Below are 13,558 nucleotides of genomic sequence, written 5' to 3'. Positions count from 1 at the left end.
TTACTGTTGCAGTTTTACCAGAAGCCGAAGAAGTGGATGTGGTGATTAATCCAGCAGATTTAGAATATCAAACAGCTCGTTCGTCTGGTGCGGGAGGACAAAATGTAAATAAGGTTGAAACGAAAGTTCAATTAACACACAAACCTTCAGGTATCGTAATTGTTTGTCAAGAAGCGCGTTCGCAACATAAAAACCGCGAGAAGGCATTGCAATTGTTACGTACAAAATTGTATGAAATAGAATTCGAGAAAAAACATTCAGAGCGTTCGGCTCAACGTAAATCTTTAGTGTCAACTGGAGACCGTTCGGCTAAAATTCGTACATACAACTATCCGCAGGGACGTGTAACGGATCACCGTATCAATAAGTCGATTTACAATTTGGATAACTTTATGAATGGAGATATTCAAGAAATGATTGATGCGTTGAAAGTGGCAGAAAATGCAGAAAAATTGAAAGGATCAGAAGAAGATTTCTAATATTCATCTGATTAATAGAATAAAAAAAATCCATCTCAATGACTGAGATGGATTTTTGTTTATTATAAACCTATAGATACACCCATAAAAGGTTGAAATCCGCTAGAGAATATACTTTCATTTTCTTTGTATAATACGTTATACATAACACCTGCTTGAAATCTTACAGGTCCAGAAGATTGATAACCAGCACCTAACCATAAAGCAGATTCATCTAAATTTGTTTCGTAATTATAGTTATAACGTTCGTTATACTTTTGTTTCCCTGTGTAGTACATATAGTTGGCTCTAAGAAAAAGATTTTCGACTGGAAAAAAGTTAACATAAGGTCCAGCATTAAATAAATTCAATTTAGCATAATCGTCTTTTGCATATTGATAACCGGCTGTAGCACCAAGTTCTAAATTGTTAGCAATCATGTAACCAACACTTGGAGAAACATTGAAACCAAAATAACCATTATTACCAAAAGATAATCCAAGACCACCACCAAATCGCCAATTGTTATTAAATGGTTGGTTTTGATTTATTTGAGCATAAATAGTACTGCTTAGGGTTAAAGAAATGATAAATAAGAGTAACTTTTTCATAGAAATTTAATTAATATTTAACGTTTAAAAATGGCTCTAATTGAAAAAACCACTATAAATTTGTCCTATCAAAAATAATAATTCTGTTTTTCAATAAACATCATTATTAATTTTAATCGTAACGAGTCGTTCATAGTTTTTTATTATAAAAGAATAGATATTAGGTTTAATAAATCTATAATTTATTGCTTTTCTGGTTTTATCTTTGCAGTAGTAAAGTTAATCAAAATAGACAATATAAAAATTTAAACAAATGAAATTATTATCGCCAGAAAAAAAACAAAAAATCGCTGATATTTTAATTAAATTATTAGCAGACGAGCATATTTTATATTTAAAAACAAGAAATGCACATTGGAATATTGAAGGTCCAGATTTTCAAACCATACATGTGTATTTTGAAACGTTATATAACGAGTTACAAATTGTCATAGACGATGTTGCGGAAAAAATACGTCAAAAAGATGTATACGCACCAGCAACAATGGCAGAGTATTTGCAGTTAGCTCATTTGTCAGAGGCAAGAAAAACAGAAAACAAAGATAGTTTAAGTTTTATTGCTGATTTGCTACACGACCACGAAGTGATTATAGACTTTTTGGCGCAGGCTGTAGTAGAAATTGATGAGTTCAACGATATTTCAACTTCGGATTTCTTAGTTGGTTTATTAGAACAACATCAAAAAACTGCTTGGATGCTTAGATCGCATCTTAAATAAAGTGAACATTATTTTACTTCATAAGTTTTTAGTGTTAATTCATATTAGTGTTAATTAGGTTGAGCCTTGGATTTTCCAAGGCTTCAGCTTTTTATAGAGGTTTGTATTTTAACCCTCTACTTCTTTTACTTCTGCATCTAACGCATTTGTTTTTACAGAAGCTATTCCATTTTTAGCACCAGATTCTGTTTCGTACGATTGGCTTGTTCCAATAATTTGTCCGTTCGTAGCTTTCAAATTGAAATGCCATTTTCCAGAAGTTCCTTCTTTCAATTCAAATTTAGAATCATCTTGCGAATTTTTACGGACTGATTCGATTCCGTTTTCGCAACTTGCTTTTTGTTTGTACCCTTCGCTTGCCAAAATATTTTGTCCGTTTTTAGCTTTTAAACGAAAACGATATTCTCCTGCTTTGTCTTGATAAATTTCAAACATAATAAATAGATATTTAATGGTTTATGATGAATATAAATGTATAAAATTTATTTGATAGTTTGAATGATGAAAAATAGGTTCAATAAAAAAATCCTGAAATTAATTTTCAGGATTTCAAATTTTTATTCGATTCTCTTCAAATTGTCAACATTGTTTTTATGAACATATAGCGGTATGTGTTCGATTACAACGTCATTTTTCTCAAGTCCAAAAGATTTCGGTATGTTAAATTCTATTTTCTTTAAAATGTAATATATTTTTAAAGTAAAGAATTCTTTCATGCTTAGTTTGGTTTCAATTGAAGGGAATTTTTCAATTAATACAAATTTCATGTCAGGATCTTGATTGTATTTTTTTAGACAAGGATTCAAGTATTTTAATTCCAATTCTCCATTTGCATACATATCATTGATTACTTTTTTGATATATTGTTCTGTTTTGGGTTGAACTCTAAATCCAATATTAAACGTAATTCGGTATATTTTTTGCTCAACAATTGGCAGAATTTTATAATTTAATGTATAAGGTTCGCTATCACGATTAATGTTGACAAACCAATATACATCTGCACGTTTTGGTCGCTTTGATAGGATAGATTGAATACTGTATTTTTCAATGTTTTTTGGATTGGTAGATTTGGTTAAATAAAACAAGAAAGTCGAATATTTGTTTATGGTTTTGTCTTCGCTTAATTCTGTTAATACATTGGCATATCGCTTTATTTTGACAAATTCGAGGTTGCGTGAATTGAGAATTTTACCATAAAAACTACAATACATAATCACGAAGAACAACCATCCCATTAACAGGGCTAAATAGCCACCATCTACAAATTTTACGACATTCGCGATAAAGAAAGAGCTTTCGATAGCGACAAAAATGGATAAAATAGCAACTATAAATAGTTTGTTGAATTTGGTGTAATAATTTAGATAATACGATAACAAAAAAGTAGTCATTAACATGGTAATGGTAATTGCAAGTCCATAAGCGGCTTCCATGTGAGAAGAGTCTCGGAAATATAAGACGATAAATACACAACCTGCCCACAATAAGAAGTTGATTGTAGGAATGTAAACCTGACTTTTGTGTTCGTTAGGTTGAATAATCAATGTTCTTGGCCAATAACCTAAGTTAATTGCTTCGTTGATCAAGGTAAATGAACCTGTGATTAAAGCTTGAGAAGCAATAATAGCTGCACCAGTAGCAATACAAATTCCAGGAATTAGAAACCATTCTGGCATCATTTCGTAAAAAGGATTTCGTCCGTCTAACATTGGATTATCTTGATGCATCAACCATGCTGCTTGACCTAAGTAATTTGTAACTAAACAGATTTTAACGTAAATCCAACTGATTCTGATGTTTTTTCGACCACAATGACCTAAATCTGAGTATAAGGCTTCTGCTCCAGTTGTACACAAGAAAACGGCTCCAAGTATCCAAAATCCATGAGGATAATTCATTAAAAGATTGTAAGCGTAGTAAGGATTTAAAGCCTTAATAATACTTGGATGATGTACGATGTGTAAAACTCCTAACCCCAAAAGCATCGTAAACCATAAAACCATAAATGGTCCAAATATTTTACCTACTTTATTTGTTCCAAATCGTTGGAAGAAAAATAACATCGAAAGGATAAAGATAACAATAGGAATAGTAGGGAGGTGTTCTAAACCATTTAGCATCCGAAGTCCTTCTACAGCGGAAGAGACGGAAACGGGTGGAGTGATTATACCGTCTGCAAGTAATGCAGAAGCGCCAATAATCGTTGGAATAATTAAGTTTTTACCTTTTTTCTTGATCAGCGAATACAACGAAAAAATTCCTCCTTCACCATCATTATCTGCTTTTAGTGTCAACCATACATATTTGATCGAAGTCTGAAAACATAAAGTCCAAAAAACACACGAAACGCCTCCGTAGACAATTGCTTCATCAATTACACGATTTTCTCCAATTATCGCTTTCATTACATATAAAGGACTTGTTCCAATGTCACCGTAAATGATTCCAAATGCGATTAATAGAGTTGCCGCTGTTACTTTATTCATTGTATGGTTTGATTCCATAAGCAATATTTTAAAATTTCTACGAATGTATGCTGTTGAAAAGAGATTTTACAATCTTATTTATTTATAATACAAAAGCTACTTTATATTTATTTTCGATTTTAATCATAGCGTATTTTTACACCAATTCTTTTCTTTTGGTTAATTATGAATAAATTTAAGTATTATTTATTCATAGTATTTATTTTTAAGGGATTATTTTAAACTAATATCTTGCTGAAAATTAATAAATTGTAATGAATTGTATTTAGATAAATTAATTTTTAAAACTTTGTTATGCTTGCATAATAAAAAAAGATTATATTTGTTAGACATACACTAAAATATGTTAAGAGAAGATTTAACGATAGATTATTTATTGCGTTCAACATGGCTTTCTGTACAAAAAATGTATAACGAGCAAGCAGGAGCTTACGATTCCACTATGGTGTATGCTTTTACATTATTATCAATAGATCCAAAGGGAGGTACGCCAAGTACATCTTTAGGGCCTAAAATGGGAATAGAGCCAACGAGCTTATCACGTACATTGAAAAACTTAGAAGCAAGAAAATTTATCGTCAGAAAACCAAATCCAGAAGATGGTCGAAGTGTTTTAATCACATTGACAGAGGAAGGTTTACGAATGAGAGACATTTCAAAACATTTTGTTTTGCAGTTTAATGAATCAATTAATAATCACATCGATCCAGAAAAAATGCAAATTTTCTTGGAAGTGATTTATAAGATTAACCAATTAATATCGGACAAAAAAATATTTAAAAACAATTATGAGAAGACACGTTAAACATGTAACTGTATTAGGATCAGGAGTAATGGGGTCTGGTATTGCATGTCATTTTGCAAATATCGGAGTCGAAGTCTTGATGTTAGATATGGTTCCTCGCGAGCTTACACCACAAGAGCAAGCGAAAGGACTTACTTTAGAGAGTAAAGTAGTTCGTAACAGAACTGCTCAAACTCATTTAGACGCTGCTTTAAAAAGCAATCCTTCACCAATTTATGACAAAGCATTTGCTTCTCGTATAACCGTAGGAAATTTTGATGATGATTTCGAGAAAATTAAAAACTCGGATTGGGTAATAGAAGTTGTGATCGAAAGATTGGATATTAAACAATCTATTTTCGAACGTGTCGACAACTTCCGAAAACCAGGAACTTTAGTGACGTCGAATACTTCTGGTATTCCAATTCATTTGATGGCGGAAGGTCGTTCGGAAGATTTTCAGAAACATTTCTGTGGAACGCACTTTTTTAATCCACCACGTTACTTAAAATTATTCGAAATTATTCCAACTCCTCAAACAGATCAATCTGTTATTGAGTTTTTCCAAAATTATGCATCTTTATTTTTAGGTAAAACACCTGTTTTATGTAAAGATACACCAGGTTTTATCGGGAATAGAGTGGGAGTTTACTCTATGGCAAAAGTGATGGAATTGGCGCAAGAAATCGGATTAACGATTGAAGAAGTTGATACGTTAACAGGTTCTATTTTGGGTCGTCCAAAAACGGGGACATTCAAATTGGGTGATTTGGTTGGTTTGGATACTGCATATAATGTAACAAAAGGTTTACAGCAAAATGCAGCAAACGACGAAATGATTCAAGGTCTGAAAGATTCAAAATTCTTGAATTTCTTAATCGAAAAAAAATTCTTAGGCGATAAAACCAAAAAAGGATTCTATTACAAAGAGATTGACAAAGACGGAAACACGAATCGTTTTGCGTTAAATCTTGATACGTTAGAATATCGTCCGATGGAACGTGCAAAAGTTACAGCTGTAGAAACTGCTAAAAATGCGGGTTCTATGCGTAATAAATTAGGTATTTTATTGAAAGACTCAGGAAAAGCAGGAGAATTAATCCGTAAACATTTTGCGTCATTATTTGCTTATGTTTCGCAACGTGTTCCAGAAATAACCGATGTTCTTTATCCAATAGATGATGCGTTAAAAACTGGTTACGCTTGGAAATATGGACCATTCGAAACATGGGATTTAGTAGGTTTACAAAGCGGAATTCAATTAGTAGAATCAGAAGGTTTCAAGGTTTCGGATTGGGTAAAAGAATTGGCAGAAACTGGAGCGGATTCTTTCTATAAAATTGAAAATGGAAAGAAATTATTCTATAATCAATCTTCAAAACAATTCGAATTAATTCCTGGTCAAGATGCATTTATCGTATTGGATAACATTAGAAAAACCAACGAAATTTGGTCAAACAAAGAATGTTCAATTCAAGATTTAGGTGATGGTATCATTAATATCGAATTCCGTTCTAAAATGAATTCTCTTGGAGGAGGAGTTTTACAAGGAATTAATAAAGGAATCGAGTTAGCTGAAAAAGATTATCGTGGAGTTGTGATTGGTAACCAAGGCGACAATTTCTCTGTTGGAGCTAATTTAGCAATGATTATGATGATGGCTGCTGAGCAAGATTGGTGGGAGTTGAACATGGCAATCAAAATGTTTCAAGATACCATGATGCGTGTTCGTTATTCATCTATTCCAGTCGTTGTTGCTCCTCATGGAATGACACTTGGTGGAGGTTGTGAAATGTCGATGCATGCCGATAAAATTGTAGCTGCTGCCGAAACTTACATTGGTTTGGTTGAGGTTGGAGTTGGTCTGATCCCAGGTGGTGGAGGTTCAAAAGAATTTGCGCGCCGTGCAACAGAATTTGCATTGAAAGATGATGTAAAAGTAAATCATTTGCGTGATAATTTCATGAATATCGCAACTGCTAAAGTAGCAACTTCAGCTTATGAAGCGAAGAATATGGGAATTATTCGTGAGCAAGATATTGTTGTGGTAAATGCAGAACGCCAAATTGCAGAAGCGAAGAAGCATGCAATTATTATGGCAGAAGCAGGTTACACACAACCAATTCAACGTAAAGTAGAAGTGTTAGGAAAAGAAGCGATGGGAATGTTCTATGTCGGAACAGATTCTATGGTTGCTGGACGTTTTGCTTCAGATCACGATCGTTTGATTGCAAATAAATTAGGATATGTAATGACAGGTGGTAACTTATCTGAATCGACTTATGTTTCAGAACAGTACTTGTTAGACTTAGAACGCGAAACTTTCTTATCACTTTGTGGCGAAAGAAAAACGTTAGAGCGTATCCAACATATGTTGAAAACAGGTAAACCTTTAAGAAACTAGTATTTTGATTTTTGTATTAAGTAAAATGTAAAAAGTATTAAGATGAATAACTATAAAGATTTACTTGTTTGGCAAAAATCAATTGATTATACAATTTATGTTTATTCAATTTTGAAATCTTTTCCTAAGGAAGAAATATATAGTTTGACATCACAAATAAAAAGAAGTTTAATATCAATTCCTTCGAATATAGCAGAAGGAGCTGGTAGAAATAGTAAAAAAGAATTTAATCAATTTTTATCTATTGCTTTAGCTTCGAGTTTTGAATTAGAAACTCAATTAATTATTGCATTAAAACTTAATTATATTGAAAATGATGAATGTTTGAAAGAATTGAATCATATACAAAATATGATAGCTAAGTTAAAAAAGTCACTTAATACATAATACAACAATACATAATACTTTTAATAAAATGAAACAAGCATATATAGTTACAGGATATAGAACAGCTGTAGGAAAAGCACCAAAAGGAACATTACGTTTTACGCGTCCAGATGAAATGGCTGCTACAGTAATTAAGCGTTTAATGCAAGATTATCCAACTTTAGATCCAGCACGTATCGATGATTTGATCGTAGGCTGTGCGATGCCCGAGGCAGAACAAGGATTGAATATGGCACGTCTTATCTCGTTAATGGGATTAGATACAGATAAAGTTCCAGGTGTTACAGTAAATCGTTATTGTGCATCAGGTTCGGAAGCAATTGCATTAGCAGCTGCTAAAATTAGAACAGGAATGGCAGAATGTATCATCGCAGGTGGTGCAGAATCGATGTCGTATATTCCGATGGGAGGTTACAAGCCAATTCCAGAAACAGCTTTAGCAAAAGATCACCCAGATTATTATTGGGGAATGGGATTAACGGCTGAAGAAGTTGCGAAGGAATTTAAAGTTTCTCGCGAAGACCAAGATTTGTTTGCATTCAATTCGCATCAAAAAGCGTTAAAAGCAAATGCCGAAGGAAAATTTACTTCTCAAATCGTTCCAATAGGAGTTGAATACAACTTCTTAGATGATAAAGAAAAAGTTCAAACCAAGAAAATAGATTTCAAAGTGGACGAAGGTCCTCGCGCTGATACGTCTATTGAAGGTTTAGCAAAGTTACGCCCTGTATTTGCACAAGGAGGATCGGTTACTGCTGGTAACTCTTCGCAAATGTCAGACGGAGCTGCTTTCGTAATGGTAATGTCAGAAGATATGGTAAAAGAATTAGGTCTTGAGCCAGTTGCTCGTTTAATGGCGTATTCTACGGTTGGCTTAGCACCACGTATTATGGGAATGGGACCAATGTTCGCTATTCCGAAAGCGTTGGAACAAGCAGGTCTTAAACAAGAAGATATCCAATTAATTGAATTGAATGAAGCGTTCGCTTCGCAATCTGTTGCGATAATGCGCGAGTTGAATCTGAATCCTGATATTGTTAATGTAAATGGAGGTGCAATTGCTTTAGGGCATCCATTGGGATGTTCTGGAACAAAATTAACCGTTCAATTGTTACATGAAATGGAAGCGCGTAAAGCCAAATATGGAATGGTTACCATGTGTGTTGGAACAGGTCAAGGGGCAGCTTCAATTTTCGAATATCTAAAATAATACACAGAATTGAGAGGTTAGATTATAGATTTCTGATTTATCTAACTTCTCATTTCTAAAATCTAATATCTAAAACAACAAAAAAATATGTCTACAAATCCAAATAGATTAATAGGAGGTCAATACTTAATTAAAGATGCCTCTTTTAACGACATCTTCACTTACGAAGATTTATCAGAAGAACAACAAATGATTTTGCAATCAGCAAAAGAATTTATCGATAAAGAAGTAGTTCCGAATAAACACAAAATCGAGAAAAAAGATTATGCGTTAATTGAAGAATTAATGCGTAAAATTGGTGAATTAGGATTATTAGGAATTTCTGTTCCAGAAGAATACGGTGGAATGGGAATGGGATTCGTTACTACAATGTTAGTTTGCGATTACATTTCTGGAGCGACAGGGTCTTTAGCAACAGCTTTCGGTGCACATACCGGAATTGGTACAATGCCAATCACTTTATACGGAACAGAAGAGCAAAAACAAAAATATTTACCAAAATTAGCAACAGGAGAATGGTTTGCTTCATATTGTTTAACTGAGCCAGAAGCAGGTTCTGATGCAAATTCGGGAAAAACAAAAGCTGTTCTTTCTGAAGATGGAAAAGAATACATCATCACAGGTCAAAAAATGTGGATTACAAATGCTGGTTTTGCAGATTTATTCATTGTTTTTGCACGTATCGATGAGGATAAAAACATCACTGCTTTCATCGTAGAAAAAGATAAAGCGGGTGCTGGTTTTTCTTTAGGAGAAGAAGAAGATAAATTAGGAATTGTATCTTCATCAACTCGTCAAGTTTTCTTTAATGAAGTTCGTGTTCCAGTTGAAAATCTTTTAGGAGAAAGAAACGGAGGATTTAAAATCGCAATGAATGCATTGAATGTTGGTCGTATCAAATTAGGAGCGGCATGTTTAGATGCTCAACGTCGTATTTTAGATTATTCTTTACAATATGCAGCAGAACGTAAACAGTTCAATACATCAATCAATACATTTGGAGCAATCAAAGAAAAATTAGCTGATATGGCTGTTTCTGCGTTTACTTCAGAAGCGGGTGCTTATCGCGCGGCAAAAGATGTAGAAGATGCAATCGAAGATAATATTGCGAAAGGAATGCCACATAACGAAGCCGAGTTAAAAGGTATCGAAGAATATGCAATTGAAGCTTCTATTTTGAAAGTTTGGATTTCTGATGCAGCTCAAGTTTCTGCCGATCAAGGAATTCAGATTTACGGAGGAATGGGGTATTCGAAAGAAATGCCAATGGAAGCAGCTTGGAGAGATGCGCGTATCTCAAGAATTTACGAAGGAACAAACGAAATCAATACCTTATTATGTATTTCGATGTTGGTGAAACGTGCATTCAAAGGAAAATTAGATTTAATGTCTCCAGCAATGAATGTTGCCAACGAATTAATGTCAATTCCATCTTTTGATGTTCCAGATTATTCAGAATTATTTGCACAAGAAAAAGAAATTATTTCTAATCTGAAAAAAGCATTCTTTATGGTTGCGGGTTCAGCATTACAAAAATTTGGAGCTGAATTAGAACAACACCAACAATTGATTATTGCTGCTTCGCGTATCATGCAAGAAATTTATATGGTAGAATCTGCGATGTTACGTGCAGAAAAAATTGCAAATACAAAAGGTGCTGACGCTGCGAAAAATGCAGAAAAATTAGTTCAATTACAGTTATTCAAATCTGTTGAGATTATCAAATCAGAAGCAACTCGCGGAATTATTTCTTTCACAGAAGGAGATGAGCAACGTATGATGTTATCAGGTTTAAGAAGGTTTACGCGTTACAACGAATATCCAAACATAGTGAACTTAAAAACTGAAATCGCAGATCTTTTAATCAAAGAAAATAAATACACGTTCTAATACTATTTTAAAGTTAAATTATCTAAAGCAGTCAATTTTGACTGCTTTTTTTATATTTAATAGCTTGAATATTAATTTGGTATATCGTTTGATGAATATAAGTCAAGTACTAGTATTTATATAAGTTAGTTGAGTTTTCATGGTACTTAAGTTTTAGTAGAGAAAGGCCTCAGTTGTGTTCCAATTGAGGTTTTTTTTGGTTAAATAATAATGTTTATTCATTAAAAATAAATAAGTTAAGTGTGTTTTTATATCTAAAAAATTATTTCAGAAGAATGTTTCATAGTAACTTTAATAAAAATATTAATCCATAAAACCAAAGCTTATGTTAACTAACGCTATTATTCTTACGCTAACCATGTTTGTTACATTTTGTGTGATGTGTTTGGTGAAAATAGATGAATTAAGAAAGATGAAATAACCTAAAAAAATCCATTTGTAAAAGTGGAGTTTTCTTGTTTTATAACGTTATATTTACGTTATAAAACAATACAATGAAAAAGAAATTGGTGGTTTTAACGGGAGCAGGAATTAGTGCCGAAAGTGGACTATCTACTTTTAGAGATGCAAACGGATTGTGGGAAAATCACGATATTATGGAGGTTGCTTCTATTGATGGTTACCTTAGAAATCCGAAATTGGTTCAAGATTTTTACAATCAACGTCGCAAACAATTGTTCAAAGTTGAACCAAATGCAGCGCATTTTTTTCTAAAAGAGTTAGAACAGGATTTTGATGTTTCGATTATCACTCAGAATGTAGACGATTTGCATGAGAGAGCTGGTTCTTCTAAAGTGATTCATTTACATGGTGAGTTAAGAAAAGCACGTAGCGAAAAAAACGAAAAGTTGATTGTTGATTGGAATAACGAAATCAAACTTGGCGATTTAGCAGAAGACGGAAATCAGCTTCGTCCGCATATTGTGTGGTTTGGAGAAATGGTTCCTGAAATAGAAAATGCAATTGATGAGGTTTTGACAGCAGATATTTTGATGATTATTGGAACATCGATGCAAGTATATCCCGCTGCTTCGCTCAAAGATTATGTAAAACCAAATGTGCCTATTCTGTATATTGATCCTTCAGATTCTTATACCGATTCTTCAATTATTCATATCAAGAAAAAAGCAACAGAAAGCTTAGATGATTTAAAAACTATTTTGAATAAATTTTAGAATTTTACGTTTTAAATTGTTTAAAATCATAGTTCATGAAGTATATATTTTTACCTTATTTTGTTCTTTTAGCTTCTATAACGTTAAATGCACAAGAAGTTAACACTTATTACCAATCAATCGTAGATCAAGTGAAATATGATTCTGTTCAACAAAAATTACAAAAATTTCAAGATTTTGGGATTAAATCCGTAGGATCTTCGGCGCATGATTACACCTTCAGTTGGTTAAAGTCTTATTATGTAAAATATGGATATACTCAGATTGAGCAGCAATCGGTAAATGTTTTTGGAAATGTTGGGTATAATCTTATTGTAACAAAAATGGGTAAAAAATACCCTGACGAATTCATTATTATTGATGGGCATTACGATACTTTAAATGGACCTGGAGCAAATGATAACGGCTCGGGTACCGTAACTTTATTGGAAATTGCTCGATTAATGAAAGATATTGAAACCGATTATTCAATCAAATTTATACATTTCACAGGAGAAGAACGTGGTTTGATCGGAAGTCAAGAATATGTTAATAAAATTGCGGTTCCTCAAAGTCTAAAAATTAAAGCTGTACTCAATATAGATGAGGTTGGTGGAGTAGCAAACAAGGCAAACACGACAATTATTTGCGAACAAGACGAAAGCAATCCAACATCGAATAATGCAGCTTCGTCAGAATTAACCAATCAAATGGCAACTATTTTCCCCTTGTACACATCGCTTCAAACTAAAATATCGAATGCTTACAGTTCCGATTATATGCCTTTTCAAGCAGTTGGTTATCCGATAACGGGACTTTTCGAGCAAAATCAAACTCCTTATGCGCATACCTCTCAAGATATAATCGATCATTTAGATCTCACTTATCTTACAGAAGTGGCCAAAGGAGCATTAGCGACGTTGTTGCATTTTTCTCAAGCACAAGAGAAGTTGAATACAACAAATCATCCGATTTCTACTTTACAGGTATATCCAAATCCAGTAAAGAACTACCTTTATTTTTCTCAGACTTTGCAGCAGCCAAGAATTACCATATACAATGAAGTAGGAGTGCAGGTTTATGATAAAAAATTTCAAACAGCTGTCTCGCAAATAAATTTAGAACACCTTACGACTGGTGTTTATTTCATCAATGTAAACTCAAATCAATACCACTCTAAAATCATAAAAAAATAAATTGTTGCTCCTCATTGCTGTAATAAATTGTCTTTTTTAGCTAAATAGTTACTTTTTTTGTCTAATGGGGAATTAATTCTTCGATATACGAGCATCGAACAAACCATATAGAATGGATATAGAATGGATATAGCGTGGATATAGAATGGATATACAACCGATATAGAAAAAGTGCATTTTAGTGCATACAACCTCCATTTAAGTTAATGGTTAACCAATTAAGTTTATCATTCGTCACTTCTAATGAATTTGTTTAT

The 13,558-nt window shown here is 33.0% G+C and carries 12 protein-coding genes; 9 read left to right on the top strand and 3 right to left on the bottom strand.

What is annotated here, in order from left to right; all coding sequences use genetic code 11:
- On the top strand, nucleotides 1–479 hold a 479-nt coding region (locus Q0616_RS08665; RefSeq protein WP_298776509.1), incomplete at its 5' end, for a peptide chain release factor-like protein.
- 62 nt (nucleotides 480–541) lie between these two features.
- Here Q0616_RS08665 and Q0616_RS08660 read toward each other — a convergent pair.
- Complete coding sequence (locus Q0616_RS08660) at nucleotides 542–1,069, bottom strand: hypothetical protein (RefSeq protein WP_171623194.1); 528 nt, start codon at nucleotides 1,067–1,069, stop codon at nucleotides 542–544.
- Nucleotides 1,070–1,322: 253 nt separating this feature from the next.
- On the opposite strand from Q0616_RS08660, the gene Q0616_RS08655 reads away from it, so the two are divergent.
- Nucleotides 1,323–1,787, top strand: a complete 465-nt coding sequence (locus Q0616_RS08655) for a DNA starvation/stationary phase protection protein (RefSeq protein WP_284584109.1) — start codon at nucleotides 1,323–1,325, stop codon at nucleotides 1,785–1,787.
- Between the two features lie 108 nt (nucleotides 1,788–1,895).
- Here Q0616_RS08655 and Q0616_RS08650 read toward each other — a convergent pair whose 3' ends face one another.
- Nucleotides 1,896–2,222 carry a YegP family protein gene (locus tag Q0616_RS08650; RefSeq protein ID WP_188319655.1) on the bottom strand — a complete coding sequence of 109 codons (327 nt, stop codon included), beginning with the start codon at nucleotides 2,220–2,222 and terminating at the stop codon, nucleotides 1,896–1,898.
- A gap of 122 nt (nucleotides 2,223–2,344) precedes the next feature.
- Nucleotides 2,345–4,294, bottom strand: coding sequence for a KUP/HAK/KT family potassium transporter (locus Q0616_RS08645; RefSeq protein ID WP_260544334.1), 1,950 nt, complete (start codon nucleotides 4,292–4,294; stop codon nucleotides 2,345–2,347).
- Between the two features lie 325 nt (nucleotides 4,295–4,619).
- Between Q0616_RS08645 and Q0616_RS08640 the strand changes: the two genes are divergently transcribed.
- The 7 genes from Q0616_RS08640 (at nucleotide 4,620) to Q0616_RS08610 (ending at nucleotide 13,301) form a co-directional block, all read left to right on the top strand.
- The gene (locus tag Q0616_RS08640; RefSeq protein ID WP_171623198.1) at nucleotides 4,620–5,081 is read left to right on the top strand and encodes a MarR family transcriptional regulator; all 462 of its coding nucleotides are present in this window, start codon (nucleotides 4,620–4,622) and stop codon (nucleotides 5,079–5,081) included.
- On the top strand, nucleotides 5,065–7,464 hold the full coding sequence (locus Q0616_RS08635; RefSeq protein ID WP_260544330.1) for a 3-hydroxyacyl-CoA dehydrogenase/enoyl-CoA hydratase family protein: 2,400 nt from the start codon (nucleotides 5,065–5,067) through the stop codon (nucleotides 7,462–7,464). The genes Q0616_RS08640 and Q0616_RS08635 overlap by 17 nt, the downstream gene beginning before the upstream one ends.
- A gap of 42 nt (nucleotides 7,465–7,506) precedes the next feature.
- Nucleotides 7,507–7,851 carry a four helix bundle protein gene (locus Q0616_RS08630; protein ID WP_171623200.1) on the top strand — a complete coding sequence of 115 codons (345 nt, stop codon included), beginning with the start codon at nucleotides 7,507–7,509 and terminating at the stop codon, nucleotides 7,849–7,851.
- A gap of 28 nt (nucleotides 7,852–7,879) precedes the next feature.
- Complete coding sequence (locus Q0616_RS08625; protein ID WP_171623201.1) at nucleotides 7,880–9,061, top strand: acetyl-CoA C-acyltransferase; 1,182 nt, start codon at nucleotides 7,880–7,882, stop codon at nucleotides 9,059–9,061.
- Nucleotides 9,062–9,148: 87 nt separating this feature from the next.
- Nucleotides 9,149–10,951, top strand: a complete 1,803-nt coding sequence (locus Q0616_RS08620; protein WP_260544323.1) for an acyl-CoA dehydrogenase family protein — start codon at nucleotides 9,149–9,151, stop codon at nucleotides 10,949–10,951.
- A 494-nt stretch (nucleotides 10,952–11,445) separates the two neighbouring features.
- The gene (locus tag Q0616_RS08615; RefSeq protein WP_298776501.1) at nucleotides 11,446–12,126 is read left to right on the top strand and encodes an NAD-dependent deacylase; all 681 of its coding nucleotides are present in this window, start codon (nucleotides 11,446–11,448) and stop codon (nucleotides 12,124–12,126) included.
- 35 nt (nucleotides 12,127–12,161) lie between these two features.
- Nucleotides 12,162–13,301, top strand: coding sequence for a M28 family peptidase (locus tag Q0616_RS08610; protein WP_171623204.1), 1,140 nt, complete (start codon nucleotides 12,162–12,164; stop codon nucleotides 13,299–13,301).
- The last annotated feature ends 257 nt before the right edge of the window (nucleotides 13,302–13,558 follow it).

Source organism: uncultured Empedobacter sp. (genome assembly GCF_937930195.1).
Taxonomy (GTDB): domain Bacteria; phylum Bacteroidota; class Bacteroidia; order Flavobacteriales; family Weeksellaceae; genus Empedobacter; species Empedobacter stercoris.
The sequence above is the reverse complement of the archived record's forward strand: the minus strand, read 5'-3'. Positions and strand labels throughout refer to the sequence as shown.